The following is a 24,756-nucleotide window of genomic DNA, read 5'->3' as shown; positions in this document are numbered from 1 at the left end:
CAGGTTAACGTTTGCGCGAAAAACAACCATTGCATTACGCCGACAACGCAGTATCATGCAGCCGTTTTTTATTGGGTTCCCTCACCCCAACGTTCCGCTGCCGATTGCTCATTCACCTGAAGCATGACGGGCATAAAAAGGTCACAATATGAATCCGTTTACTACCGTACAGCGCAAAAAAGCGCTCGTCTGGCTTTCGCTATTTCATCTGCTGGTCATCACCTCCAGCAACTATCTGGTTCAGCTGCCGATCTCCATTTTTGGTTTCCATACCACCTGGGGCGCGTTTAGTTTTCCGTTTATCTTTCTCGCCACCGATCTGACGGTACGCATTTTTGGCGCACCGCTGGCGCGACGCATCATTTTCGCGGTGATGGTCCCGGCGCTGGTTATCTCTTACGGCATCTCTGCGCTGTTCTACATGGGCGAGTGGCAGGGCTTTGCCGCGCTGGGCACCTTTAATCTCTTCGTCGCGCGCATCGCCATCGCCAGCTTTATGGCCTATGCACTGGGGCAGATCCTCGACGTCCACGTCTTCAACCGCCTGCGGCAGAGTCGCCACTGGTGGCTGGCCCCCACCGCCTCGACGCTGTTCGGCAACATCAGCGATACCGTCGCGTTCTTCTTTATCGCTTTCTGGCGCAGCCCGGACCCGTTTATGGCCGCCCACTGGGGGGAAATCGCCCTCGTCGACTACAGCTTTAAAGTGCTTATCAGCATTATTTTCTTCCTGCCGATGTACGGCGTGCTGTTAAATATGCTGTTGAAAAGACTGGCGGATAAATCTGATTTGTCGGCATTACAGCCGAGTTAAAGGTACTCGCGGGCCGATGTGTTAAGATAGCCGGATGAGCCATTAGTGGCCGTTTATCGAAAGGAAGATGTCAATGCGCAATTTGGTTAAATATGTCGGTATTGGCCTGCTGGTAATGGGGCTTGCCGCCTGCGATAACAGCGATTCAAAAGCGCCAACCGTTGGCGCAGCAGCGGAGAGCAATGCCAGCGGCCAGGCAATCAGCCTGCTGGATGGCAAACTGAGCTTCACCCTGCCTGCGGGCATGGCCGACCAGAGCGGCAAACTGGGTACCCAGGCGAACAACATGCACGTCTACTCTGACGCTACCGGCCAGAAAGCGGTCATCGTCATCGTCGGCGACAGCACCAATGAAGATCTGGCGGTACTGGCGAAACGACTGGAAGATCAGCAGCGTAGCCGCGACCCGCAGCTGCAGGTGGTGAGCAACAAATCGCTGGAGATGAAAGGCCATACCCTGCAGCAGCTGGACAGCATCATCTCTGCCAAGGGGCAGACCGCCTGGTCTTCAGTGATCCTCGGCAAAGTGGATGACAAACTGCTGACCCTGCAGGTGACCCTGCCGGCGGACAACCAGCAGCAGGCGCAGACCGAAGCAGAAAGCATCATCAACACCCTCACCATCCAGTAATTACTGGCCTGGTGCGATGGCCTCCGGTTCGCTAACCGGGGGCCGTTTTTTTAGCCGCCAGCCCAACAGCAGCGCCGCCATCACCAGCCCAGCCGCGGCGAGATAAATCATCGAGATCCCGGTCCACGCCATCAACAATCCGGCCAGCGGCCCGGTGACCCCCAACGACAAATCCATAAACACGGTATAGGTCGCCAGCGCCGACCCCTGATTGTGCTGCGGCACCGCTTTGACCGCCACCACCCCCAGCGCCGGGAAGACCAGCGAGAACCCCGCCCCGGTAAGGAAGGTACCGATTTTCGCCAGCAACGGCGTATCGGCAAAGCCGACCAGCAGTAGTCCGATAATCTCCACGCTAAAGCAGAGCATCGCCACGTTCAGTCCACCGAGGCGATTAATGCCGTTAGGAAACAGCAGCCGCGTGCCAACGAACGCGCAGCTGAATAACGTCAGAGCGAAAGCCGCGCCGTCCCAGCCTTTGGCGTCATAAAACAGCGTGATAAAGGTGGCGATCACCCCGAAGCCGGCGGAGGCCAGCGCCAGCGCCATACCGTAGGGCCAGACCCGGCCAAGCACCGCGCGAAACGACATCGCTTTACCTTTGGTAGCCTTCACCGCCGCGCGGGGCAGCGCACAGAGGATCGCCACCAGCGCCACCGCCATAATGACTACCGCCAGGCCGCTGAGGCCAATGTGTGAATAGCACAGCACGCCGAGCGGCGCGCCCATCGCCATCGCCCCGTAGGTCACAATCCCGTTCCACGAGATCACCCGCCCGATATGCAGTGAACCGACCACGCCGACGCCCCACAGCGTCGAGCCTGTGCCGGCGAAGCTCTGGCCGATACCAAGGATCACCCGTCCGAGGCATAACAGCAGCAGGCTAACCAGAGGCCAGCCGCTGCTCCAGGCCGCCAACAGATAGCTCAAACCGCTCAAAAAACAGCCGCAGAGACCGAAGACGACAATCTTTTTAGGCCCCAGCAGGTCGGCGTAGCGCCCGGCATGCGGGCGGCTGAGCAGCGTGGCGAAATATTGCAGACTAATCACCAGCCCGGCCCAGAAAGCGCTAAAGCCCATGACATCATGCACATAGCCGGGCAGCACCGCCAGCGGCAGGCCGATGGTGAGATAGCTGGCAAAGTTAAAGATAACGACAGAGACAATCCGCAGATTGAGGCGCAGTCCATTGAGCGCCGGCTCGGCGACGGGTTCGGGCATCAGGTTCCACCAGATTTCGACAATCAGCTTTCACTATTACCACGCTGTCGGCGGAAAAGCAGCCCTCCTTTCAGAATATTGGCAGTCGGCGAACCGCTACACTTATCTGGCGCGACTCATAAAAAGGAATACCTATGTCCTCTCCGCAGGCTGATAAAGCCGGGCTCCATATTTTACTTAAGCTGGCAGCGTTAGTGATTATCCTCGCCGGGATCCACGCCGCCGCCGATATTCTGGTGCAGCTGCTGCTGGCGCTGTTTTTCGCTATTGTTCTCAACCCGCTGGTCACCTGGTTCATTCGCCGCGGGGTGCGGCGTCCGTTCGCCATTACCCTGGTGGTGACGGCGATGTTGGTGATGCTCACCGCGCTGCTTGGCGTACTGGCGGCGTCGCTCAATGACTTTGTCGCCATGCTCCCCGATTTCAACCGCGCCCTGACGCGCAAGATCCTCCAGCTCCAGGAGTATCTCCCCTTCCTTAATCTGCATATCAATCCGGAGCGCATGCTGCGGCGCATGGATTCAGAACGGCTGATGACCTGGGCCACGACGCTAATGACTCAGCTTTCCGGGGCGATGGCCAGCATCGTGCTGCTGGTGATGACGGTGATCTTTATGCTGTTTGAGGTTCGCCACCTGCCCTACAAACTGCGTTTTGCCCTCAATAACCCGCGCCTGCATATCGCCGGATTGCACCGGGCGCTGAAAGGCGTCACCCATTATCTGGCGCTGAAGACGCTGATTAGCCTGTGGACCGGGCTGATTGTCTGGCTAGGGCTGCTGGCGATGGGGGTACAGTTCGCCCTGATGTGGGGGGTGCTGGCGTTTCTGCTGAACTATGTGCCGAACATTGGCTCCGCTATCTCCGCTATCCCCCCGATGCTGCAGGCGCTGCTGTTTAGCGGCATTTATGAGTGCCTGTTGGTCGGGGCGCTGTTTCTGGTGGTGCATATGGTGCTGGGCAACATGGTGGAGCCGCGCATGATGGGCCATCGGCTGGGAATGTCGACCCTGGTGGTGTTCCTGTCGTTGCTGGTCTGGGGCTGGCTGCTGGGGCCGGTGGGGATGCTGCTCTCGGTACCGTTAACCAGCGTCTGTAAAATCTGGATGGAGACCACCGTCGGAGGCAGCAAGCTGGCGATCCTGCTCGGCCCGGGCCGTCCCAAAAGCCGGCTCCCCGGCTAGCGGCGTTTGACCGGCCAGAAGATGGTCAACACGCCGGCGACAATGATCGTCACGCCCAGCAGCGATTGCCAGTAGAACGGCTCATGCCAGCCGGGCAACCAGATGGCGGCGGCCCACACGAGGATATAGCTCAGGCTCAGCAGGGCATACGCTTTCGACAGCGGCAGGCGATGCAGGGCAAAGTACCAGCAGACCATCGACAGCAGGTAGCCCAGCAGGCCGAAAAACAGGCCGAAGGTCCCGGGCTGGAAATGCAGCAGATGCTGGAGAAATGCCACAATATCGGTCAGCGGCGGCAAGGCCACCATGGCGCTGCGCAGCAGCAACTGCGCGGCGCTGACGAGGCCGACGCTGAATAATGCCCAGAGAAAGCCCATCAGACGCTGGTCCCCAGAATGACAATGCCCACGACGATCAACCCGACGCCAAGCCAGTGACGGCGAGCGACCGGCTCATGCCAGATGCCCCAGCCCGCGAGGGTAACCCAGACGAAATTCAGGCTCAGCATCGGATAGGCGATGCTGACCGGAATAGACTGCAGCACGCTCAGCCACAGCAGCATGCCGCAGCCCAGGCATAACAGCGCCATCCCCAGCCAGAAGAGTATATGGCGACTCCGCCGTCCGCGACGGGACGGGCGGGTCGCCTGTTTCTGGCAGAGTTGCCCGGCGCAGCTCAGCAGGCTGGCGAACACCAGACAGATCCAGACGCTCATTGCGGCAGATACTGAAGGAAGACCACCCGACCCAGCTCGTAGGCGTTATCTGGCTTCGGTAACGGTAAGTCAACCATACTCTCTCCTTTATCCATCAACAGCACCAGCGAGACCGGCCCCTGCTGACGGTGCGTGGCCAGCCAGTCGGCAAAACCGGCCTGGCTGACAAAGCTTCCCTGAGCATCCGGCCAGTCGAGACCGTACTTCAGCTCACCCTGTTTGTCGAACATAATAATATCGCTGCGCTTCAGCTCCCAGGCCAGGCCGCCGGCGATCCCAACGTTGTTGGTCAGGACGTAACGGCTGGGCTGCAGGGATTCACTGACGATATCCACGAGGAACTGCGGCTGTTTGCTGTCGATAACCCGGTCCGGGATGGCGAAGCCCACCAGCAGCGCCAGGCCGAGCGGACAGAGCGCGGCGAGGCTCCAACGGCGGCACGGGTTTTTCATCGCCAGCCAGCCCATCAGCGCCCAGACTGCGAAGGCGATCGCCGCCAGCAGACATTTATACAGCTCAATCTTGGTCCACACCGGCTTGTGCATCACGCCCCAGGGTGAGACCACCAGCACGGCGATCAGCCCCAGCAGGCCAACGCCCAGGTTGATCATCCCGTTGATGCGCAGCGCTTTTGCGCCGGTCTTTGCGGCCTCCAGCGCGTAGCGGGCCATCAGAATCGACAGCGGCGCAAAGCACGGCAGGATATAGGTCGGCAGTTTGCCTTTGGCGATACTGAAGAACAGGAACGGCATCGCCACCCAACCCAGCAGATACAGCGCGCCGCGAGCCTCATCGCGCTCAAGCCAGCCGCGCTTCAGCGCCCCCGGCAGCAGGGCCAGCCACGGCAGGCTGCCGGCGATCAGGAACGGAATGTAGTACCAGAACGGCGCTTTGTGCTGGGCATCTTTTTCGGCAAAACGCTGAATATGCTCGACCCAGAAGAAGTAGCGCCAGAAGTCCGGCTCGCGCTGGGCGATAGCCAGCCCCCAGGGCAGCACCACCAGCGTACAGACGATCACCGCCAGCCAGCCGTAGGTCAGCACTTCACGCCAGCGTTTACGGGCGATCACCCACGGCAGCACGCCCACCACCGGCACCGCCAGCGCCAGGAAGCCCTTGGTCATCACCCCCATACCGCAGGCGACGCCCAGCAGCGCGTAGCCCAGTATTTTGCCGCTGCGGCTCTGCGCCTGCGCCGCGCCCCAGAAGCTGCACATCGCCAGCGCCAGCCACAGGGTGATCATCGGGTCCAGCACCGCATAGGTGCCAATCGCATACACCAGCATCGCGGTAAGGAAAATCACCGGCGACAGGACAGCCACCTTTTTGTCGCGAAAGACGCGCCACGCCAGCCAGGCCACCAGCAGGGCAGTCATGGTGATAGCGAAGACCGACCCAAAGCGTACGCCGAAGTTATTATGGCCAAACAGCCACTGACCGATACTGTTGATCCAGTAACCGGCAATCGGCTTTTCGAAGTAGCGCAATCCGAGAAAATGCGGCACCACCCAGTCACCGGTGGCCAGCATTTCACGGCTGATCTCCGCATAGCGGGTTTCATCGGGTTGCCAGAGCAAACGAAAATTAAGCGGCAGCAGGTAATACAGCGCAAACAGCGCAATCAGAGAGACGCCATAGCGAATGCTTTTCATCAAACACCCGAAGTCAGTAATTGTTCACGTCCGAGCCAGCCTTCTCGGCCAGCCAGTTCACCCCGAACCACTTTGCCAGACGGCAGCTCGCTAAAGTCAGCGGGCAGCAGCTGGCTCAGTGGGCAAAACTGAATTTCCTCTTCCGCCGCCATGGTCAGCAGTTCATTGAACTGATCGGCGTAAGCAATACCTTCCACTTCGGCGTGAATGGTATAGACCGGCACGCCCGGGTCGCGATGGATGCAGTCGAGCAGGTAGCGGTTAAAGCCGGCGATATCGACCGCCGTGCCCACCGCCTCATCCCAGGTCGGCAGCGTGACCGGGATCTGCACCGTACCAAACGTGCCGCTACCGAGCTGGGGCAGGAACGGCCGCGTGCCGCGACAGTCGCTGTTGTAGAGAAAATCGAAGGATTCTTTGGCTTTGACCACCCGCTGATCGGCGCGCCAGCCGGCGACAGCCGAACAGGTGACCGGCCGGCCGATGATGCGTTCCAGTTCGAGCAGGCCGCGCTCAACCTCCAGCGCCAGCCGTTCCTGCGGCCAGACGCCGCTCCACGCCTGCCAGCTGTAGTGATCCCAGGCGTGCAGCCCGACTTCATGAGACTCGGCGGCCGCGCGGATCACCGCTTCGTTCCCCGCGCCGATGCGGCGTCCCGGCCACGCGGTGCCAGCCAGCAGAATATCCCAGCCGTACAGCGAAGCCGCTCTGGAACGCAGCATCTTCCACAGAAACTTCGGTTTTACCAGGCGCCACAGATGGCGCCCCATATTGTCCGGCCCGACGCTGAAGAAGAAGCTTGCCTGGATCCCGTGCTGGCCCAGCAGGTCCAGCAGCCGCGGAACGCCGTCCCGCGTTCCGCGAAAGGTATCGACATCTATGCGTAAGCCGACCTGTTTCATGGATTTTTATCGTCCACCAGTTCAACTGTACGCAGGAAGAAGTCCAGCGTGTGTTCGACCGTTTCTTCCATCTCCACCTTCGGTTCCCAGTTCAGGCAGCGTTTGGCGTTGCGAATGCTCGGCTTACGATGCTCAACGTCCTGGTAGCCCTTCCCGTAGTAATCGCTGCTTTCCACTTCACGGAAGCCGGCAAACGGCGGGAAGCGATCGCGCAGCGGATGGCGTTCGAAGCAGGCGAGCAGCATTTCGGCCAGCTCTTTGATGCTCGCTTCGTTTTCCGGGTTGCCGATGTTGATGATCTGCCCGTCGCAGCGGCCGTCTTTGTTCTCGATGATGCGGAACAGCGCTTCGATACCGTCGCTGATATCGGTGAAGCAGCGCTTCTGCTTGCCGCCCTCGATGAGCTTGATCGGCGACCCTTCCACCAGGTTGAGGATCAGCTGGGTGATGGCGCGGGAACTACCGATACGCGCGGCGTTGAGGTTATCCAGGCGCGGCCCCATCCAGTTGAACGGACGGAACAGGGTGAACTTAAGATCGTACTTATCGCCGTAGGCCCAAATCACGCGATCCAGCAGTTGCTTGGAAACCGAGTAGATCCAGCGCTGTTTGTTGATCGGCCCGACCACCAGATTGGAGGTATCTTCGTCGAAGTTTTTATCGGTGCACATGCCGTACACTTCAGAGGTCGACGGGAAGATGATGCGCTTATTGTATTTCACGCAATCGCGGATGATCTTCAGGTTCTCTTCGAAATCCAGCTCGAACACGCGCAGCGGGTTGCGGGTGTATTCGATAGGGGTGGCGATGGCCACCAGCGGCAACACCACGTCGCATTTCTTAATGTGATACTCGATCCACTCGGAGTGAATGCTGATATCGCCTTCCACGAAGTGGAAACGCGGGCTCTCAAGGAAACGGCTGATGGCGTCGGAGCCGATATCCAGGCCGTAAATTTCATAGTTGTCGTCCTGCAGCAGGCGCTCGGTCAAATGGTTACCGATAAAGCCATTGACGCCGAGGATCAGCACGCGGGTGCGACGCTTAATCGCCACCACCGGTTTGCTGCTGATCACCGCCCCGGACACCAGGCCCAGCGCCTGCGCCAGCTGAGCGCCCTGCATGTACACACCGCGTTCGGTCTGGCCGGTGACAATTTCCAGCGCCCCGTCCTGGCACGCCACGATCAGCGGCGCAACGGAGATAACGGTGCCCGGTTTGGCTGCCGGCAGATCGTGACGGACGCGGGATTTCCAGACGATAAACTTGTTCGCGCCAGCGTAGCCGAAGGCGCCCGGCCACGGATCCGAGACGGCACGCACCAGATTGTGCAGGGTCTGCGCCGGCTGCTCCCAGTCGAGGCGGCCATCCTCCGGGGTACGACGCCCCACGTAGGTCGCCTGGCTGTGATCCTGCGGGCGCTCTTCGGTTTTTCCTTCAAGGATCGCCGGCAACGCCTGGCCCAGCAGCTCAGTGGCGGCGGCGCACAGCTTACGATGCAGCGTCAGGGCCGCGTCATCCGGGCCAATCGCCACGGTTTGCTGGGCGACGATATCGCCGGCATCCGCGCGGTTCACCATGCGGTGCAGGGTGACGCCGGTTTCGCTTTCGCCATTGACCAGCACCCAGTTCAGCGGCGCACGGCCACGATATTTCGGCAGCAGCGAACCGTGCAGGTTGAACGCCCCTTTCGGCGCCAGATTGAGGATCTCATCGCCCAGCAGGTTGCGGTAGTAGAAGGAGAACAGCACGTCCGGCTTCATCTCGCGGATACGCTCAATCCACAGCGGATGGTTCACGTCTTCCGGCGCCCACACTGGAATGCCCTGCTCGGCGGCAAGGCGCGCCACGGAGCCAAAGAAATGGTTTTCGCCAGGGTTATCCGGGTGGGTGAAAATAGCAGCGATATCATACCCGGCGTCCAGCAGGGACTGGATACCGGTGCAGCCCATATCGTGATAAGCGAAGACTACGGCTTTCATGAACGATCTTCCTCTTTAGATGCCGTTTCCGGCTGGCGAACAACACGTTGAATAAAGTAGCGGGGACGAGCGCGAACGTCGTTATAGATGCGTCCGATATACTCGCCGAGCAGGCCCATACCGATAAACTGGGCGCCGATGAACATAAACAGCACGGCGAAGAGCATGAACACCCCTTCTGCCGCCCACTGCGGCCCAAAGGCCAGGCGCAGCACCACCAGCAGCAGGCCGAAGGCGAAGCCCAGCAGGGCAATCACGCTGCCGAAAATGCTGAGCAGACGCAGCGGCGTGGTGGTCAGACAGGTCACCAGGTCGTACATCAGGTTGATCAGGCGCATGAAGCTGTATTTGGAGTCGCCGAATTCGCGCTCGGCATGCATCACCGGGATCTCGACCGCGCGACGGGCGAAGGTATTCGCCAGGATCGGGATAAAGGTGCTGCGCTCGTGGCAGTTGAGCATCGCGTCGATAATATGGCGGCGGTAAGCGCGCAGCATGCAGCCGTAGTCGCCCATCGCTTTGCCGGTGGTGCGCTGGATCAGGCGGTTGATCATCTTCGAGGCGCTTTTGCGGAAGATGCTGTCCTGACGGTTCTGGCGGACGGTGCCCACCACGTCGTAGCCTTCATCAGCCTTCTCTACTAACCGCGGAATTTCCTCCGGTGGGTTTTGCAGATCGGCATCAAGGGTAATAATCAGATCGCCCGTCACATGGCTAAAGCCGGCCATGATCGCCGAGTGCTGGCCGTAGTTACGGTTTAACAGCACGGCGACGACGTGACTGCCTTCCGCCTCGGCGGCTTCGGTCAGCATGCGCGCAGAATCGTCGCTGCTGCCATCGTCGATCAGCAGAATTTCATATTGCCGCCCCAGCGTGGCGCAGGCGGTATCCGTACGACGAAGCAGTTCCGGCAGACTATCCTGTTCGTTATAAACCGGGATAACCACCGAGACCTTCTTCACGGGAGGGTAAGTAAGCATATCAACGTCCTGACAGCTGGCGCAGTGCGGAAATGACGCGAGTGACATCGTCATCGGTCATGTCCGGGAACAACGGGAGAGAACAGATGCGGGCGCTGTTCCATTCGGTATTTGGCAGGGAAACCTCAGGGAAGCGCTCGCGGTAATATTTTTGCGTATGAGCCGCACGGAAATGCAGACCCGTGCCGATACCCATCGCCTTCAGCTTTTCCATCAGCGCGTCGCGGCTGATGCCGCATGCGGCCTCATCGACGCGGATGATAAACAAGTGCCAGGCGTGCTGGTGATCCCATGCCGGGACGGTCAGCGGTTTAAACGGCGTGTCCGCCAGCTCGCGCAGGTAGCGCTGGGCAATCTCCGTCCGGCGCTGATTGGCGTGGCTCAGTTTTTCCAGCTGGACCAGCGCCAGAGCGGCGTTGATATCGGCAAGGTTGTACTTGAAGCCCGGGGTGATCACCTCCGCCTGCGGCGCGCGGCCGTGGGTCTGACGATCATAGGCGTCCACGCCCAGACCATGGAATTTCAGACTGCGGATACGGGAGGCCAGCTCGTCGTCGTCGGTGACAATCAGCCCGCCTTCGGCGCAGGTCATGTTCTTGATCGCGTGGAACGAGAAAATGGCGGTCCCCTGCCAGCCAATGTGGCGGCCTTTATAATGGGTACCCGCCGCATGGGCGGCATCTTCAATCACCGGAATGCCGTGGCGCTCGCCCACCGCGCGAATGGCGTCGATGTCGGCTGGCGCGCCCGCGTAGTGCACGGGAATTATCGCTTTGGTACGCGAAGTGATCGCCGCTTCCACCGCGTCAGGGGTAATCATCAGATTGTCGTTATCGACATCGATCATCACCGGCGTAGCGCCCAGCAGGCAGATCATATTGAGAGTGGAGACCCAGGTCTGGGACGGCGTAATGACTTCATCGCCGGGGCCAATACCCAGCGCCATCAGGGTCACATGCATCCCGCCGGTCGCTGAACTGACGGCAATCGCGTGGCGGTTGCCGGTCAGCTGGCAGAATGCCGCTTCGAGTGCCTGATTCTTCGGTCCGGTGGTGATCCAGCCCGACGCTAAAACTTCACGCAGCGCAGCCAGCTCTGCGTCGCCCATCGACGGGCGCGAAAACGGCAAAAAATCGCTCATCATCATCCTGTTCTGTAGTTGACCCACGCACAAATCAGGGTCGTTAGAATAAAATATCCTGCGCCTGCGGACTTAAACGAAATTAAAATGAAGTGAGTTCAGCGCGGCATTCCATTTCAGGGTATTTCGACCACTATTAATGTAGTCGACCTTGCTTAGGATAATATTAAGAAATTAATATTTTCTCAGAATAAGTAATAACTCATTACTAAACAGTATGATAGGAATTTTTTATGGCAGGGGTATGACAGGAAAGCGTTCCTGTTAAGCGGCAAGAAACAGGAACGCAATAGCAAAAAGTAAACGGGAATTAAACCAATACACAATACTTTAATTAGCGATCGTCACGCTTAATGACAAAATGTTAGCGCAGATCACAAAGTTATTTCTGCTGAATTACAAGTTTGCAGGAAAATCCGCAGGTAATTCGCTCGCCGGGCAATTAATGACCTCGTCATTATCGGCGCCACAGTCGCGAATGAAGGTGATAGTGGCGAACTCGTCAATCACTTCCGTTGGATAGGCCGGGCCGGCATCACGGTACGAATTCATCAGCGGAATATGGTCGTTCTGGAAGCAGACGGTTTTTTCCGGGTTATTCATGATCCAGCGCGGGAAGAAAATGGTGCCGTGGAACAGTTTGTCGCCCAGGTTGACGATCAGGCTGACGTCGGTGCCGGTCGGTTCGGTCCAGGAGATTTTGTAGATACTTTCCCCCACCCGCACGATGTACGCTTCCTGATCTTTCACCCAGCGATTGCCGACGATGCCGCTGTGAATACGGTAGTCGAGGGTGTGGCCATTTTTGACGTAAATCTCGTAGTTCCAGCCGTTGTCGTAGGTATAGACCAGATGTTTACCGATAAAGCCGCTGAGGTCATGTTTGTCGAAAGTGCTCATCATTTATTCTCCTCTGTTTTGTTGAGGACAGCATACGTCTTTAAAAAATGAATGAATAACGCTATGTTTGGATTAAATACATCCAAATTTTAGATTGATTATGCACAAGACAACCCTGGAGCAGTGGGCGTTACTCGAAAAGGTAGTGGAATTGGGGAGCTTTGCCAGAGCGGCGGAGGAGACCAACCGCAGTCAGTCTTCGGTGAGCTATAACCTCGCGCTGCTGCAGGAGCGCTTAGGCGTGGCGCTGCTGGCGCCGTCCGGCCGGCGGGCGGTGCTGACCCCGGCCGGCGAACTGCTGCTGAATCAGGTCAAACCGCTGCTGCAGGCCTTCGCCTACGTCGAGACCCACGCCGCCACCTTACGCAACGGGGCGCGCACCCGCCTGGATCTGGTGGTCGACAGCATTTTCCCGCGCCAGCGGCTGTTCGCGATTTTACGCCAGTTCCAGCAGCGCTATCCGCAGACCCAGGTCAGACTCACCGAAGTGCTGGAAAACGTTGATGACGAGAGCGCGGCGCGGACGGAAGCTGATGTGATGGTGCTGACCCGCCGCCAGGATATTACCGGCCGTGGAGAGTGGCTGATGAATATTGATTTTATCGCCGTCGCCCACCGCGACCACCCTCTCGCCACGCTCGACGGGCCGCTGGAGGACAGCACGCTGGCGCCGTGGTCGCTGGTGCGCATTGCCGATCAGACCGGCGATGGTCAGGCGACGCGTGACGCCTGGACCTTCTCCACCATTGACGCCGCCATTGATGCGGTGATGTATCAGGTCGGGTTCGGCTGGCTGCCGGAAGAGCGCATTCGTTCCCATCTCGACCAGGGCGTGCTGAAGCGGCTGCCCCTCAGCCACGGCGCGCGCCGCGCGACGCCGCTGCACCTGATCGTTAAGCGGGACCTGGCGCCGATCGACGAGCAGGTAGCCACGCTGCTGGGCTTATTCCGGGCGCCCTGAGAAGCGCAGGCGGTGTTTACCGCCCGCGTGTAATGATACGATTTTCTTATACTTTCCGGCGCAATATTGATCCAGGTTACTCCCAAAGTATGATGAATCACTAAAATCGTCATACTTTCCTGTCGCTGAGATCACCGTCTTGTCTACTATCCGCCTCACCCTGCTGGCGCTGGTTGCCTGCGTCCCTTTACTGGCTCAGGCCGCGCCGCACCAGCTCACCACCGCCTGGCCGGTTAACGTCGGCCCGCTGAATCCCCATCTCTATACACCCAACCAGATGTTTGCCCAAAGCATGGTCTATGAACCGCTGGTGAAGTATCAGGCTGACGGCAGCGTACAGCCCTGGCTGGCGACCCGCTGGCGTCACGCCGCCGATGGTAAAACCTGGTGGTTCACCCTGCGCGACGATGTGACCTTCTCCAATGGCGAACCGTTTAACGCCCAGGCCGCGGCGGCCAATTTCCAGGCGGTGCTGGCCAACCGCCAACGCCATGCCTGGCTTGAGCTCGCCAACCAGATCACCGACGTGCGGGCGCTCAGCGCCACTGAGTTGCAGATCACTCTGAAAAGCGCCTACGCGCCCTTACTACAAGAGCTGGCCCTGCCCCGCCCGTTCCGCTTCATCGCGCCCTCACAGTTTATCGATGGCGGCACCGCCAGGGGCATTAAAGCCCCGATCGGCACCGGTCCGTGGCGACTGGCGAGCTCGCAGCTCAATCAGCGCGATGTGCTGGTACGCAATGAGCGCTACTGGGGTCGCAAACCGGCACTGCAGCAAATCACCATCAAGGTGATCCCCGACGCTACCAGCCGGGCGGTGGCGTTCGAAACCGGGGAAATCGATATGCTCTACGGTGACGAAGGGCTGCTGCCGCTGGACACCTTCGAACGTTTTCGCCATCACCCCGGCTACGTGGCGCGCCTGTCCGCCCCGGTGGAAACGGTGATGCTGGCGCTGAACGCCAGCCAGGGCCCGACCCGCGAGCAGGCGGTTCGTGAGGCGCTCAACTACGCCGTCGATAAACAGACCCTTGTCGATAGCGTGTTGTATGGCACCCAGCAGGTTGCCGACACCCTGTTTGCCCCCTCGGTCCCCTACGCGCCGCAGGATCTGACGCCGCGCCGTTACGATCCGGCAAAAGCCCGCGCCCTGCTGGAGCAGGCTGGCTGGCAGCAGCCAGAGGGCCAGCCCTGGCGACAAAAAGCCGGGCAACCGCTGGCGATTGAGCTGGCGTTTATCGGCACCGACGCGCTGGCTAAATCAATGGCCGAAATTATTCAGGCCAATCTGCGGCAGGTCGGCGTCCAGGTCACCCTGGTGGGTGAGGAGGAGAGCAGCATTTACGCCCGCCAGCGCGAAGGCCGCTTCGGTATGATCTTCAATCGCACCTGGGGCGCGCCCTACGATCCGCATGCCTTTTTAAGCTCGATGCGCGTCCCGTCGCATGCGGATTACCAGGCCCAGCGAGGCCTGCCGGACAAGGCGCTGATTGATAAAGAGATTAGCGAAGTACTGACCACGGGGGACGAGGCGCTGCGGAGAAAACGGTACCACGATGTGCTGACCCGCCTGCATCAGGACGCGGTGTATCTGCCCATCAGCTATGTCTCGCTGATGTCGGTTGCGCACCAGGAGGTCGGGGAGATCCCGTTCGCCCCGGTGACCACCGAGATCCCTTTCGATCAGATTAACCCGGTAACGCCATAATGCTACGCTATATTTTACGCCGCCTGCTGCTGCTGATCCCGCTGCTGCTCGCCGCCTCCGCCATCATCTTTCTGCTGCTGCGGCTCGGCACCGGTGACCCGGCGCTGGATTATTTACGCCTGTCGAACCTGCCGCCCACTGAAGAGATGGTTGCCTCGACCCGCGAGCTGCTGGGGCTCAACCAGCCGCTGGCGATGCAGTATCTGCACTGGCTGTGGCGGGCGCTGCACCTGGATTTCGGTCTCTCCTATGCCACCCAGCGCCCGGTGCTGGATGACCTGCTGCACTTCCTGCCAGCCACCCTGCTGCTCACCGGCGCGGCGCTGGCGCTGATCCTCGTCACCTCCCTGCCGCTGGGCATCTGGGCGGCGCGCCATCGCGATCGCCTGCCGGACTATGTGGTACGGCTGATTGCCTTTCTTGGCGTCTCAATGCCGAACTTCTGGCTGGCCTTTCTGCTGGTGATGCTCTTTTCCGTGCATCTGCAGTGGCTCCCGGCGATGGGGTATGGCGACTGGCAGCACCTGATTTTGCCCGCCGTCTCCATCGCCTTTATGTCGCTGGCGATCAACGCCCGTCTGCTGCGCGCCAGCATGCTGGACGCCGCCAGCCAGCGTCACGTGATATGGGCGCGGCTACGCGGATTGAGCGCGCGCCAGGTGGAGCGCCGACATATCCTGCGCAATGCCACCCTGCCGGTGGTGACCGCCCTAGGCATGCACATTGGCGAGCTGATCGGCGGCACCATGATTATCGAAAATATCTTTGCCTGGCCCGGGGTCGGCCGCTACGCGGTTTCCGCCATTTTCAATCGCGATTACCCGGTGATCCAGTGCTTTACCCTGATGATGGTGACGGTGTTCGTGCTGGCTAATCTGGCGGTGGATGTGCTTAACGCGGCGCTCGACCCGCGCCTGCGCCGCCACGAGGAGGTGAGCGCATGAGATGGCTACAAAGCTTTCGCTGGCCGGTAAAACTGGCCATGCTGGTTATCGCGCTGTTGGCAGTCATCGCCATCGGCAGCGGCTGGTGGCTGCCCTGGGATCCAGCGGCGATTGACCTTCAGCAGCGGCTGCTACCGCCGGGCGCAGCGCACTGGCTCGGCACCGATCATCTCGGCCGGGATATTTTCTCACGCCTGCTGGCCGCCACCCGCGTTTCGCTGGGGGCGGTGATGGCTTGTCTGCTGCTGGTGCTGCTGATCGGTCTGGCGGTCGGCGGCTGCGCCGGGCTGCTGGGCGGCCGCGCCGACCGCGGCCTGATGCGCCTCGCCGAACTGTTTATGACCTTTCCGACCTCGATCCTGTCTTTTTTTATGGTGGGGGTGCTGGGTACCGGGTTGACCAACGTGATCCTCGCCATTGCGCTGTCGCACTGGGCCTGGTATGCCAGAATGGTGCGTAACCTGGTGGTTTCCCTGCGCCAGCGCGAATTTATCCTCGCCGCCCGACTGAGCGGCGCCAGCCAGTGGCGGCTGTTCAGCGACCATCTGGCCGGGGCGGTGATCCCCTCGCTGCTGGTGCTCGCCTCGCTGGATATCGGCCATATGATGCTTCACGTGGCCGGCATGTCGTTCCTCGGTCTCGGCGTCAGCGCGCCGACGGCGGAATGGGGGGTAATGATCAACGACGCCCGACAGTATATCTGGACCCAGCCGCTGCAAATGGTCTGGCCGGGGCTGGCGCTGTTCATCAGCGTGATGGCTTTTAACCTGCTGGGCGACGCGCTGCGCGATCGTCTCGATCCCCACCTGATCGCGGAGCATAGCCACTGATGCCGCAGAAGATCCAACTGGAACAGATCTCGCTTGCCGCTGACCGACCGCTGGTCAGCGACGTTTCCTTCACCCTGCGCCGCGGGCAGGTGCTGGCGCTGCTCGGCAGCAGTGGCTGCGGAAAATCGCTGACCTGCGCCGCCGCGCTGGGCATGTTGCCGCCTGGCGTCAGGCAAACCGCCGGCCGGGTGCTGCTCGACGGCATTCCGGTGCACGGCGAACAACTGCGCGGCACGACTATTGCCACCATCATGCAAAACCCACGCAGCGCCTTTAATCCACTGCAGACCATGGCCGCGCACGCCCGGGAAACCTGCCGGGCAGCGGGTCGTGAAACAAATGACGCCGTGCTGCTAGCAGCGATGGAGGAGGTCGGTCTGGACAATCCGCGGGCGCTGCTGAAGCGCTACCCCTTTGAGATGAGCGGCGGCATGCTGCAGCGGATGATGGTCGCTCTCGCCCTGCTCAGCCGCGCGCCCTTTATCATCGCCGACGAGCCGACGACCGATCTCGATGCCATCGCCCAGGCGCGCATTCTCGATCTGCTGGCGGATATCGTCGCCAGGCGCGGTCTGGGGCTGCTGCTGGTGACGCATGATATGGGCGTCGTGGCGCGGCTGGCGCATCACGTGACGGTCATGGAGAACGGTCGCCTCGTTGAACACTGCGATGTGAATACGCTATTTAGCGCCCCGCGGCACCCGCTCAGCCAGCGCCTGCTGGCCGCGCATCTGGCGCTGTACGGCCTGGAGAAAACACCATGAATTTACTCAGCGTCACCGGAGTGAGTCACGATTATCCTCACCACGGCAGGGTCCTACATGCGATCCATCTCGCCATCGCCCCCGGCGAAACGGTGGCCATGCTCGGACGCAGCGGCTGTGGGAAAAGCACCCTGGCGCGGATGCTGGTGGGTCTGGAAACGCCGCAGCACGGTGATATTGCCTGGCGCGGCACGCCGCTGACTGCCCTCAAGGGCGAGGCCATCGGCGCCTTCCGCCGTGATATTCAGCTGGTATTTCAGGATGCCTTCAGCGCGGTGAATCCGCGCAAAACGGTGCGCGAGATCGTCAGCGAGCCGCTACGCCATCTGTTACGCTTGTCGCGTGAGGCGCGTTCGCGGCGGGTGGAAGAGATGCTGCTGGCCGTCGACCTCGCGCCGTCGCTGCTCGATAAGCGCCCGGCGCAGCTCAGCGGCGGACAGCTGCAGCGCGTCTGCCTGGCACGCGCCCTGGCGGTACGGCCGCAGCTGTTGATCCTGGATGAAGCGGTTTCAAATCTCGATCTGCTGCTGCAGGCGGAGATTATCGCCCTGCTGAAGCGCCTGCAGGCGCAGTTTGACACCGCCTGCCTGTTCATCACCCACGACCTGCGGCTGGTGGAGCGCTTTTGCCAGCGAGTGCTGGTGATGGAGCACGGGCGCATCGTCGAAACCGCGACGGTCAGCTTACCGCTGCGCCTGCACTCCCCTGCAGGTCAGGCGCTGCAGCGCGCGGTGCTGCCACCTTTTCCTGCCACTCTGCTAAACGAGGCCATGCCATGCAGCGCGTAACCCTGACCCTTGATGATGACCTGCTGGCCGCCCTCGATGCGCTCAGCGCCCGCCGTGGCTACCACAATCGCTCGGAGGCGGTACGCGATATTCTGCGCGACGCCCTCAACCAGGATCCTCCGTCGCCGGAATCACGGCGCGGGTATGCCGTCCTGTCGTACGTGTATGAACATGAGAAACGCGAACTGGCGAGCCGGCTGGTGGCCACCCAGCATCATCATCACGATCTCTCCGTCGCCACGCTGCATGTGCATATCAGTCATGACGACTGCCTGGAGATTGCGGTGCTGAAAGGTGACATGGCCGAGGTACAGCATTTTGCCGACGAGGTGATTGCCCAGCGCGGCGTGCGCCATGGGCATTTGCAGTGTTTAGCGGATGAAAATTAAAACGATGGCGAGCTGCTGCATACTGTTTTAAGCCTGTTTGAGACGTTCATTGAGCGTCTCAAGGATCCAGGTATTTACGGAAACCTGCTCCTCCGCAGCGGCGGAGCTAAGACGCTCGCCAAATGACTCAGGATAGCGCAGCGTGAAGGTTTTCATCTTTTCCGGGTGAGCATAAGGCTCAATCCCCGCTTCATGACAATCTGCGAGATACTCCTGTAATGATATCTCGCCCTCCTGTTGTAACCCTTGAATACTATCGGAAACAAAATCGCAATATCCTGATAATCCAAGGAACTTACCGCGGAATGCATTGAGCTCAGGCACGTAATTGATAACGGCAGGCTGGCCGGCAATCTCCATTGAGTTTGGCGTTTTAGGTTTGATCATGGTTTTACCCCTATAGTGATTAACCAATCGCGCACGCTCTCCACGGCGCCTTTGTCAGTATCCGGCGAAGGATGAGGCCTGTGAAAGCTGGCAATGCTGTGGTTCAACAAAAATTTACAGCGCGAGCCGCGTCCTTCTTTAATCTCCCCGCCTAACGCTTTAATTAGCGATTCAATGTCGGCCCATTTAATGCCCTGTGGCACAGGGATTTTAAACAGTTGCTCCAGCGTGTGGCGCTGTTTATTACGTAAAGATAAAACCTGCTGCTCCATCGCCCTGCCCCATGACTTCATCCATTGAAGTCAAGCTAATGATAGCACAAGATGAAGTCAAGCCAAATTCTGATGAAGTTTGTTTATCAACAGTTGATAAACCACATAAATTATACGCTTTGTGAATTATCCCTCTTCGCCAATAATGGCGCCTCATTTAACGATCTCGTTATGGCGAGGCTCCTGCATAAATACAAGTTACCGCCCTGTTGGTATCGAGAGAGACCACTCAGGGAAATACAGGCTTCCATCGAATCAAGGTGTTGCCAAGGTAACTTCTGGCGGTCATGACCGTTCAGATACGTTATGCAGTGCTAAAACCAGGACGTAGGGATCTGCCTGCGCTAACCCTGTCTTGTTCGCCCCTATGAGTGATTTTTTATAGGGATTTTAATCATGTCTTCCATTCAACTCTGCGCCGCCCATCAGGCGACCTCTGGCTTCGACGGCGATGCGATCGCCCAGTACATGCGTACCGATTTTATTACGCTGCAGGAACATCTCAGCGTCCATGAGGCGCGCGAACACTTTATCTCCCAGCTGGACAGTGATGACATTCCCGGCCAGGTGTTTGTCGTCGCCGGCAGGAAACTGCGCGGCAGCCTGTCGGTCAAAAAGCTCCTGCAGGAAGGGGATGTCGGGCAGTCTATCCGCTACCTGATGGACAGCTGCCTGTTTCGCGTCAAACCTGACGACGAGCGCCCGCAGGTGATTGCCGAACTCACCGAGCGCGGCCTCGACCTGGTACCGGTTGTCGATAAAGGCGAGCTGGTCGGCTGCCTGATGGAAAAGGAGATCGCCCATCTGCTGGAGGATGACGTCACCGAAGACGCCCAGCTGCAGGGGGCGACGCTGCCGCTGGAAAAACCGTATCTGGAAATCAGTCCGTGGACGCTGTGGAAGAAACGTTCGGTCTGGCTATTGCTGCTGTTCGTGGCCGAAGCCTATACCAGCAGCGTGCTGCAGCATTTCGAAGAGGCGCTGGAATCGGCCATCGCCCTCGCCTTCTTTATTCCGCTGCTCATCGGCACCGGCGGCAATAGCGGAACGCAGATCACCTCGACGCTGGTGCGCTCGATGGCGCTGGGGGAAGTGCGGCTGCGCGATATGGGGCGGGTGATCCGCAAAGAGGTGTCGACCTCGTTTCTGATTGCCCTGACCCTGGGTCTGGCGGGCTGCCTGCGCGCCTGGATGATGGGGATTGGCATGGAAATCACGCTGATCGTCAGCCTGACGCTGGTATGTATTACCCTGTGGAGCGCGATTGTCTCGTCGATCATTCCGATGGTGCTTAAGCGGATCGGCATCGACCCGGCGGTGGTTTCCGCGCCGTTTATCGCTACGCTGATTGATGGCACCGGGCTGATTATCTATTTCAAAATAGCCCAGTATTTTCTTGGGTTGAACTGATCAAGTAAGCCCGGGTGCCACAGTACCCGGGCCCTTGGATTACCCTTCCACCAGCGCCTGCGCGCAGGCCCAGGCGCTTGACCACGCCCACTGGAAGTTATAGCCGCCGAGCCAGCCGGTGACGTCCATCACTTCGCCGATAAAGTAGAGACCCGACGCCTTACGCGCCTCCATGGTACGTGACGAAAGTTCGTTAGTATCCACGCCGCCGAGGGTCACCTCCGCCGTCCGGTAGCCTTCGGTGCCGTTCGGCTGCACGCGCCAGGCGGTCAGTGTCTCCACCAGCGTCTGCTGATCGCGAACGTTCAGTTGCTTCAGTGTTACATCAGGTATCTGTCCCAGCTGCTGCAGACACTCCACCAGCCGCTTCGGCAGCTGCATCGCCAGGGTATTTTTCAGGCTCTGGTTGGGATGCGCGCTGCGCTGCTCGTTAAGGAAGTCCTCAAGATTGCAGTCCGGCAACAAGTTAACAGTGACGAACTCGCCGGGCTGCCAGTAGCTGGATATCTGCAGCACCGCCGGCCCGGAAAGGCCACGATGGGTAAACAGCAGATTTTCGCGGAACAGGGTGCCGTTCTCGGCGGTAATGGTAGAAGGCACCGAAACGCCGGAGAGCACCTGAAGCTGCTCGAGCAGCGGCTTATGCAGGGTAAACGGCACCAGCCCGGCGCGGGTCGGCAGTACCTTCAGGCCGAACTGCTCGGCCACCTTGTAGCCAAACGGCGAGGCGCCGAGCCCCGGCATCGACAGACCGCCGGAGGCAATCACCAGCTTTTTGGTCATCAGCGTTTCGCCGTTCACCTGTAGCCGGTAGCCTTGTTCATCTCGCTCGACGCTGAGGATTTCGCTGCGCAGGCGGATCTGCACGTCGCCCTTTTCGCATTCCGCGAGCAGCAGATTGACGATCTGCTCCGCCGAATCATCACAAAACAGCTGGCCGAGCGTCTTCTCATGCCAGGCGATGCCATATTTGCCGACCAGCTCGATAAAGTCCCACTGGGTGTAGCGCGCCAGGGCAGATTTGCAAAAATGCGGGTTTTGGCTCAAATAGGCCGCCGGCTCAACATACATGTTGGTAAAGTTGCAGCGGCCGCCGCCGGACATCAGAATTTTTCGTCCCGGCTTTTTGCCGTTATCGAGCAGCAGGACGCGGCAGCCGAGCTGGCCCGCCTGCGCTGCGCAAAACATTCCTGCCGCTCCGGCGCCAACGACAATGGCATCAAACCTTTCCACACCGCGTTCCTCGTTCCCCAATTGTCGGGTTTTGTAAATATTTCACTCTGGTCACACCAGCGGGAAAAATCCCGCATTAGATACATCATTGAAAGATATAGGATTACTCCCAACAGGGTAAAACCTAAACAGGAAGAAAATCAAAAAAAGTCTATATTTCACTTTGCCCGCGCCGCTAAAGTCACTGATAATGCGCCGCGTTCATGTCCTCAAAATGGCGTAACGTCCTATGCTACATTTATTTGCCGGTCTGGATTTACATACCGGACTATTATTATTGCTTGCTTTAGCTTTTGTACTGTTTTACGAAGCGATTAACGGTTTCCATGATACCGCAAACGCGGTGGCTACGGTTATCTACACTCGCGCAATGCGGTCGCAGCTTGCTGTGGCGATGGCGGCGCTCTTCAACTTCTTCGGCGTTCTGCTGGGCGGTCTCAGCGTAGCCTATGCCATTGTGCATATGCTGCCCACCGATCTGCTGCTTAACATGGGTTCCGCACATGGCCTCGCCATGGTGTTCTCTATGCTGCTGGCGGCGATCATCTGGAACCTCGGCACCTGGTATTTCGGCCTCCCGGCCTCCAGTTCTCACACCCTGATTGGCGCCATCATCGGTATTGGTTTAACCAATGCGCTGATGACCGGTACTTCAGTGGTTGATGCGCTGAATATCCCGAAAGTCATCGGCATTTTTGCTTCGCTTATCATCTCGCCGATCGTCGGTCTGGTGATTGCGGGCGGCCTGATTTTCATTCTCCGTCGCTACTGGAGCGGTACCAAAAAACGCGCGCGTATCCACCTGACCCCCGCAGAGCGTGAAAAGAAAGACGGTAAGAAAAAACCGCCGTTCTGGACCCGTATCGCCCTGATCCTGTCCGCTATCGGCGTGTCGTTCTCCCACGGCGCCAACGATGGGCAGAAAGGCATTGGTCTGGTGATGCTGGTGCTGATTGGCGTCGCCCCGGCGGGCTTCGTGGTGAATATGAACGCCTCCGGTTACGAAATCACTCGTACCCGCGACGCGGTCAACAACGTGGAAACCTTCTTTCAGCAGCGCCCTGACCTGCTGAAGAAAGCCACCGGTGTTGACCAGTTGGTTCCGTCTCCGGATACCAATACCGCGGCCAACGGTGAGTTTCATTGCCATCCAGCAAATACTATCAACGCGCTTGACCGCGTGAAGACTATGCTGACCGGCGTTGAAACCTACGATTCACTGTCACCGGATCAGCGCGGTCAGCTGCGTCGCATTATGCTCTGCATCTCCGACACCACTGATAAAGTGGCGAAGCTGCCGGACGTCAGCGCTGACGACCAGCGTCTGCTGAAGAAACTGAAAACCGATATGCTGAGCACCATCGAGTACGCGCCAATCTGGATTATTATGGCGGTCGCGCTGGCGTTAGGTATCGGCACCATGATCGGCTGGCGCCGCGTGGCGACCACCATCGGCGAGAAGATTGGTAAGAAGGGCATGACCTACGCTCAGGGGATGTCGGCACAGATGACCGCAGCGGTTTCTATCGGTCTGGCGAGCTACACCGGAATGCCGGTTTCCACCACCCACGTGCTCTCCTCCTCGGTGGCGGGGACAATGCTGGTGGATGGCGGTGGTCTGCAGAAAAAGACCGTGACCAGCATCCTGATGGCCTGGGTGTTGACCCTTCCGGCAGCGATTATCCTTTCAGGCGTCCTTTACTGGCTCTCCCTGAAACTGATTTAAACGTCATTCGATCAAAACGGGTCAGCTTGCTGGCCCGTTTTTTTATCCCGAAGATGTCGTTAGTGCCAGATCATCAGCGCAATCAGGCTCACCACCACCAGACCGCACAGCGCGCTGGTCAGGATAAACTGACGACGGACACGTTCGCAGCGACGAATAAATTCATCATCGTGATGGTCACGGTAACGCTGGGCGTAGATATACCAGACCAGCCGCATCTGTTTGCTGGGCTGCCCATGCGAGGTAAAAAAGCCGCCGCCATCAACATACTGATAGAGCAAGGGATCGCAACCACGTAGCACCACCAATAATGCACGCAACGATGAGAAGTAGCGTGCCATATTCACCACACAAACGACACACAGGGCCCAAAACAGCGCAATAGTGCTGATCATACCTCCTCCCCGGCGACCCGCCCACGGAGAAATCCTCCGCGGCTACCGCTCCCCAAATAACCCACGACGATACCGTAAAGAGTGCGATTCCGATCACATTTATTTTTCCGACCGGCTCATTAAATAGTGTAGGAGATCCATTAATTTTTTTACCACAAGGTTATTCGTTATCAATACGTAAGACGGATAAATTTGTTTAACTTTTAGGTGAACCCAGTGCATTGACGGAGTGCGGGGGGCGCTATAAGGTAGGAAATATCTTCTACAATGAAGTCCTTAAAGGCTACCCTCCCGCGAATGTAGCACGCAGGACGCGGGCGAAACGGCAGCGCCAGCTGTCAGGTCCAATGGTCATCGACAAACTTATGGAAGGAGTAACACTATGGCTTACAAACATATTCTTATTGCAGTAGACCTGTCCCCGGAGAGTAAAGTACTGGTTGAAAAAGCCGTTTCTATGGCCCGCCCGTATAACGCAAAAGTGTCCCTGATCCACGTGGATGTGAATTACTCCGACCTCTACACCGGGCTGATTGACGTTAACCTCGGCGACATGCAAAAACGCATCTCCGAAGAGACCCATCACGCGCTGACCGAGCTCTCCACCAACGCGGGCTACCCGATCACCGAGACCCTGAGCGGCAGCGGCGACCTCGGCCAGGTGCTGGTCGATGCGATTAAAAAATATGATATGGATCTGGTGGTCTGCGGCCACCATCAGGACTTCTGGAGCAAGCTGATGTCTTCTGCCCGCCAGCTGATCAACACCGTCCATGTCGACATGCTGATCGTCCCGCTGCGCGACGAAGAAGACGAATAACCTTCCC

Annotated in this window: 26 protein-coding genes and 1 riboswitch; of the genes, 13 read left to right on the top strand and 13 right to left on the bottom strand. The window is 59.0% G+C overall.

All coding sequences use genetic code 11. The annotated features are described in order from the left end of the window. Nucleotides 1-148 precede the first annotated feature (148 nt). Together SP68_RS01370 and SP68_RS01365 are read left to right on the top strand one after the other, a co-directional pair. Nucleotides 149-814, top strand: a complete 666-nt coding sequence (locus SP68_RS01370) for a 7-cyano-7-deazaguanine/7-aminomethyl-7-deazaguanine transporter (protein ID WP_008806961.1) — start codon at nt 149-151, stop codon at nt 812-814. Between the two features lie 73 nt (nt 815-887). Beyond that, complete coding sequence (locus SP68_RS01365) at nt 888-1,445, top strand: DcrB family lipoprotein (RefSeq protein WP_012540380.1); 558 nt, start codon at nt 888-890, stop codon at nt 1,443-1,445. Here the strand turns inward: SP68_RS01365 and SP68_RS01360 are convergent, their stop codons facing one another. Next, nucleotides 1,446-2,666 carry an MFS transporter gene (locus SP68_RS01360; protein WP_008806959.1) on the bottom strand — a complete coding sequence of 407 codons (1,221 nt, stop codon included), beginning with the start codon at nt 2,664-2,666 and terminating at the stop codon, nt 1,446-1,448. 134 nt (nt 2,667-2,800) lie between these two features. Between SP68_RS01360 and SP68_RS01355 the strand changes: the two genes are divergently transcribed. Beyond that, complete coding sequence (locus SP68_RS01355) at nt 2,801-3,850, top strand: AI-2E family transporter (protein WP_008806958.1); 1,050 nt, start codon at nt 2,801-2,803, stop codon at nt 3,848-3,850. On the opposite strand, the gene arnF is transcribed toward SP68_RS01355, so the two are convergent. From arnF to SP68_RS01315, 8 genes are all read right to left on the bottom strand, one after another. Continuing rightward, on the bottom strand, nt 3,847-4,227 hold the full coding sequence (gene arnF / locus SP68_RS01350; protein ID WP_008806957.1) for a 4-amino-4-deoxy-L-arabinose-phosphoundecaprenol flippase subunit ArnF: 381 nt from the start codon (nt 4,225-4,227) through the stop codon (nt 3,847-3,849). The two genes, SP68_RS01355 and arnF, sit on opposite strands and share 4 nt — an antisense overlap. Next, complete coding sequence (gene arnE / locus SP68_RS01345) at nt 4,227-4,565, bottom strand: 4-amino-4-deoxy-L-arabinose-phosphoundecaprenol flippase subunit ArnE (protein WP_008806956.1); 339 nt, start codon at nt 4,563-4,565, stop codon at nt 4,227-4,229. The genes arnF and arnE overlap by 1 nt, the downstream gene beginning before the upstream one ends. Next, on the bottom strand, nt 4,562-6,217 hold the full coding sequence (arnT, locus tag SP68_RS01340; protein WP_016161920.1) for a lipid IV(A) 4-amino-4-deoxy-L-arabinosyltransferase: 1,656 nt from the start codon (nt 6,215-6,217) through the stop codon (nt 4,562-4,564). The genes arnE and arnT overlap by 4 nt, the downstream gene beginning before the upstream one ends. After that, on the bottom strand, nt 6,217-7,119 hold the full coding sequence (gene arnD, locus SP68_RS01335; RefSeq protein ID WP_008806954.1) for a 4-deoxy-4-formamido-L-arabinose-phosphoundecaprenol deformylase: 903 nt from the start codon (nt 7,117-7,119) through the stop codon (nt 6,217-6,219). Before arnD ends, arnT begins: the two co-directional genes overlap by 1 nt. After that, on the bottom strand, nt 7,116-9,101 hold the full coding sequence (gene arnA, locus SP68_RS01330; RefSeq protein WP_040968931.1) for a bifunctional UDP-4-amino-4-deoxy-L-arabinose formyltransferase/UDP-glucuronic acid oxidase ArnA: 1,986 nt from the start codon (nt 9,099-9,101) through the stop codon (nt 7,116-7,118). Before arnA ends, arnD begins: the two co-directional genes overlap by 4 nt. Next, nucleotides 9,098-10,081: an undecaprenyl-phosphate 4-deoxy-4-formamido-L-arabinose transferase gene (gene arnC / locus SP68_RS01325; protein WP_008806952.1), complete on the bottom strand. Its 984-nt coding sequence runs from the start codon at nt 10,079-10,081 to the stop codon at nt 9,098-9,100. The genes arnA and arnC overlap by 4 nt, the downstream gene beginning before the upstream one ends. A 1-nt stretch (nt 10,082) precedes the next feature. Next, nucleotides 10,083-11,222 carry a UDP-4-amino-4-deoxy-L-arabinose aminotransferase gene (gene arnB / locus SP68_RS01320; protein WP_012540377.1) on the bottom strand — a complete coding sequence of 380 codons (1,140 nt, stop codon included), beginning with the start codon at nt 11,220-11,222 and terminating at the stop codon, nt 10,083-10,085. 396 nt (nt 11,223-11,618) lie between these two features. Further along, nucleotides 11,619-12,125, bottom strand: a complete 507-nt coding sequence (locus tag SP68_RS01315) for a phenolic acid decarboxylase (RefSeq protein WP_012540376.1) — start codon at nt 12,123-12,125, stop codon at nt 11,619-11,621. Nucleotides 12,126-12,222: 97 nt separating this feature from the next. Between SP68_RS01315 and SP68_RS01310 the strand changes: the two genes are divergently transcribed. The 7 genes from SP68_RS01310 to nikR all read left to right on the top strand — a co-directional run bounded on the left by SP68_RS01310 (nt 12,223) and on the right by nikR (nt 18,506). Beyond that, nucleotides 12,223-13,083: a LysR family transcriptional regulator gene (locus SP68_RS01310; RefSeq protein ID WP_016161922.1), complete on the top strand. Its 861-nt coding sequence runs from the start codon at nt 12,223-12,225 to the stop codon at nt 13,081-13,083. A 139-nt stretch (nt 13,084-13,222) separates the two neighbouring features. Further along, nucleotides 13,223-14,791: a nickel ABC transporter substrate-binding protein gene (gene nikA, locus SP68_RS01305; protein ID WP_022066417.1), complete on the top strand. Its 1,569-nt coding sequence runs from the start codon at nt 13,223-13,225 to the stop codon at nt 14,789-14,791. Continuing rightward, entirely contained in the window at nt 14,791-15,735 is a 945-nt protein-coding gene (nikB, locus tag SP68_RS01300; protein ID WP_008806948.1) for a nickel ABC transporter permease subunit NikB, read from the top strand. The genes nikA and nikB overlap by 1 nt, the downstream gene beginning before the upstream one ends. Continuing rightward, complete coding sequence (gene nikC / locus SP68_RS01295) at nt 15,732-16,565, top strand: nickel ABC transporter permease subunit NikC (protein WP_012540374.1); 834 nt, start codon at nt 15,732-15,734, stop codon at nt 16,563-16,565. Before nikB ends, nikC begins: the two co-directional genes overlap by 4 nt. Continuing rightward, a complete protein-coding gene (locus SP68_RS01290) occupies nt 16,565-17,329 on the top strand; it encodes a nickel import ATP-binding protein NikD (protein ID WP_008806946.1) in 765 nt (254 codons plus the stop codon). The genes nikC and SP68_RS01290 overlap by 1 nt, the downstream gene beginning before the upstream one ends. Further along, nucleotides 17,326-18,117 carry a nickel import ATP-binding protein NikE gene (nikE, locus tag SP68_RS01285; RefSeq protein ID WP_040968932.1) on the top strand — a complete coding sequence of 264 codons (792 nt, stop codon included), beginning with the start codon at nt 17,326-17,328 and terminating at the stop codon, nt 18,115-18,117. The genes SP68_RS01290 and nikE overlap by 4 nt, the downstream gene beginning before the upstream one ends. After that, a complete protein-coding gene (nikR, locus tag SP68_RS01280; RefSeq protein ID WP_032733900.1) occupies nt 18,105-18,506 on the top strand; it encodes a nickel-responsive transcriptional regulator NikR in 402 nt (133 codons plus the stop codon). Before nikE ends, nikR begins: the two co-directional genes overlap by 13 nt. A 27-nt stretch (nt 18,507-18,533) precedes the next feature. Here the strand turns inward: nikR and SP68_RS01275 are convergent, their stop codons facing one another. Next, nucleotides 18,534-18,893 (bottom strand): type II toxin-antitoxin system HicB family antitoxin, encoded by a 360-nt coding sequence (locus SP68_RS01275; RefSeq protein ID WP_004181489.1) that lies wholly within the window; start codon nt 18,891-18,893, stop codon nt 18,534-18,536. Further along, nucleotides 18,890-19,165, bottom strand: coding sequence for a type II toxin-antitoxin system HicA family toxin (locus SP68_RS01270; RefSeq protein ID WP_044650325.1), 276 nt, complete (start codon nt 19,163-19,165; stop codon nt 18,890-18,892). Before SP68_RS01270 ends, SP68_RS01275 begins: the two co-directional genes overlap by 4 nt. Before the next feature lie 158 nt (nt 19,166-19,323). Then, nucleotides 19,324-19,505: riboswitch (M-box (ykoK) riboswitch) on the top strand. Between the two features lie 56 nt (nt 19,506-19,561). On the opposite strand from SP68_RS01270, the gene SP68_RS01265 reads away from it, so the two are divergent. After that, complete coding sequence (locus SP68_RS01265; RefSeq protein WP_012540371.1) at nt 19,562-20,575, top strand: magnesium transporter; 1,014 nt, start codon at nt 19,562-19,564, stop codon at nt 20,573-20,575. 39 nt (nt 20,576-20,614) lie between these two features. Here SP68_RS01265 and SP68_RS01260 read toward each other — a convergent pair whose 3' ends face one another. After that, complete coding sequence (locus tag SP68_RS01260) at nt 20,615-21,808, bottom strand: BaiN/RdsA family NAD(P)/FAD-dependent oxidoreductase (protein ID WP_012967106.1); 1,194 nt, start codon at nt 21,806-21,808, stop codon at nt 20,615-20,617. A gap of 229 nt (nt 21,809-22,037) precedes the next feature. On the opposite strand from SP68_RS01260, the gene pitA reads away from it, so the two are divergent. Next, on the top strand, nt 22,038-23,534 hold the full coding sequence (gene pitA, locus SP68_RS01255; protein ID WP_008806938.1) for an inorganic phosphate transporter PitA: 1,497 nt from the start codon (nt 22,038-22,040) through the stop codon (nt 23,532-23,534). A gap of 59 nt (nt 23,535-23,593) precedes the next feature. On the opposite strand, the gene uspB is transcribed toward pitA, so the two are convergent. Continuing rightward, nucleotides 23,594-23,929, bottom strand: a complete 336-nt coding sequence (gene uspB / locus SP68_RS01250; protein WP_002921203.1) for a universal stress protein UspB — start codon at nt 23,927-23,929, stop codon at nt 23,594-23,596. A gap of 382 nt (nt 23,930-24,311) precedes the next feature. On the opposite strand from uspB, the gene uspA reads away from it, so the two are divergent. Next, nucleotides 24,312-24,749 (top strand): universal stress protein UspA, encoded by a 438-nt coding sequence (uspA, locus tag SP68_RS01245; RefSeq protein WP_004145166.1) that lies wholly within the window; start codon nt 24,312-24,314, stop codon nt 24,747-24,749. Nucleotides 24,750-24,756: the final 7 nt, after the last annotated feature.

This window comes from Klebsiella variicola, assembly GCF_000828055.2.
In the GTDB taxonomy this organism is placed as follows: Bacteria; Pseudomonadota; Gammaproteobacteria; order Enterobacterales; family Enterobacteriaceae; genus Klebsiella; species Klebsiella variicola.
Note: the sequence above shows the minus strand (reverse complement) of the source record. Positions and strands in the feature narration are given on the sequence as shown.

Excerpts from the sequence above, each read along its gene's own strand:
- SP68_RS01370 (WP_008806961.1), top strand. The coding sequence starts at position 149 with ATGAATCCGTTTACTACCGTACAGCGCAAAAAAGCGCTCGTCTGGCTT.
- SP68_RS01365 (WP_012540380.1), top strand. The coding sequence starts at position 888 with ATGCGCAATTTGGTTAAATATGTCGGTATTGGCCTGCTGGTAATGGGG.
- SP68_RS01360 (WP_008806959.1), bottom strand. The coding sequence starts at position 2,666 with ATGCCCGAACCCGTCGCCGAGCCGGCGCTCAATGGACTGCGCCTCAAT.
- SP68_RS01355 (WP_008806958.1), top strand. The coding sequence starts at position 2,801 with ATGTCCTCTCCGCAGGCTGATAAAGCCGGGCTCCATATTTTACTTAAG.
- arnF (WP_008806957.1), bottom strand. The coding sequence starts at position 4,227 with ATGGGCTTTCTCTGGGCATTATTCAGCGTCGGCCTCGTCAGCGCCGCG.
- arnE (WP_008806956.1), bottom strand. The coding sequence starts at position 4,565 with ATGAGCGTCTGGATCTGTCTGGTGTTCGCCAGCCTGCTGAGCTGCGCC.
- arnT (WP_016161920.1), bottom strand. The coding sequence starts at position 6,217 with ATGAAAAGCATTCGCTATGGCGTCTCTCTGATTGCGCTGTTTGCGCTG.
- arnD (WP_008806954.1), bottom strand. The coding sequence starts at position 7,119 with ATGAAACAGGTCGGCTTACGCATAGATGTCGATACCTTTCGCGGAACG.
- arnA (WP_040968931.1), bottom strand. The coding sequence starts at position 9,101 with ATGAAAGCCGTAGTCTTCGCTTATCACGATATGGGCTGCACCGGTATC.
- arnC (WP_008806952.1), bottom strand. The coding sequence starts at position 10,081 with ATGCTTACTTACCCTCCCGTGAAGAAGGTCTCGGTGGTTATCCCGGTT.
- arnB (WP_012540377.1), bottom strand. The coding sequence starts at position 11,222 with ATGAGCGATTTTTTGCCGTTTTCGCGCCCGTCGATGGGCGACGCAGAG.
- SP68_RS01315 (WP_012540376.1), bottom strand. The coding sequence starts at position 12,125 with ATGATGAGCACTTTCGACAAACATGACCTCAGCGGCTTTATCGGTAAA.
- SP68_RS01310 (WP_016161922.1), top strand. The coding sequence starts at position 12,223 with ATGCACAAGACAACCCTGGAGCAGTGGGCGTTACTCGAAAAGGTAGTG.
- nikB (WP_008806948.1), top strand. The coding sequence starts at position 14,791 with ATGCTACGCTATATTTTACGCCGCCTGCTGCTGCTGATCCCGCTGCTG.
- nikC (WP_012540374.1), top strand. The coding sequence starts at position 15,732 with ATGAGATGGCTACAAAGCTTTCGCTGGCCGGTAAAACTGGCCATGCTG.
- SP68_RS01290 (WP_008806946.1), top strand. The coding sequence starts at position 16,565 with ATGCCGCAGAAGATCCAACTGGAACAGATCTCGCTTGCCGCTGACCGA.
- nikE (WP_040968932.1), top strand. The coding sequence starts at position 17,326 with ATGAATTTACTCAGCGTCACCGGAGTGAGTCACGATTATCCTCACCAC.
- nikR (WP_032733900.1), top strand. The coding sequence starts at position 18,105 with ATGCAGCGCGTAACCCTGACCCTTGATGATGACCTGCTGGCCGCCCTC.
- SP68_RS01275 (WP_004181489.1), bottom strand. The coding sequence starts at position 18,893 with ATGATCAAACCTAAAACGCCAAACTCAATGGAGATTGCCGGCCAGCCT.
- SP68_RS01270 (WP_044650325.1), bottom strand. The coding sequence starts at position 19,165 with ATGGAGCAGCAGGTTTTATCTTTACGTAATAAACAGCGCCACACGCTG.
- SP68_RS01265 (WP_012540371.1), top strand. The coding sequence starts at position 19,562 with ATGTCTTCCATTCAACTCTGCGCCGCCCATCAGGCGACCTCTGGCTTC.
- pitA (WP_008806938.1), top strand. The coding sequence starts at position 22,038 with ATGCTACATTTATTTGCCGGTCTGGATTTACATACCGGACTATTATTA.
- uspB (WP_002921203.1), bottom strand. The coding sequence starts at position 23,929 with ATGATCAGCACTATTGCGCTGTTTTGGGCCCTGTGTGTCGTTTGTGTG.
- uspA (WP_004145166.1), top strand. The coding sequence starts at position 24,312 with ATGGCTTACAAACATATTCTTATTGCAGTAGACCTGTCCCCGGAGAGT.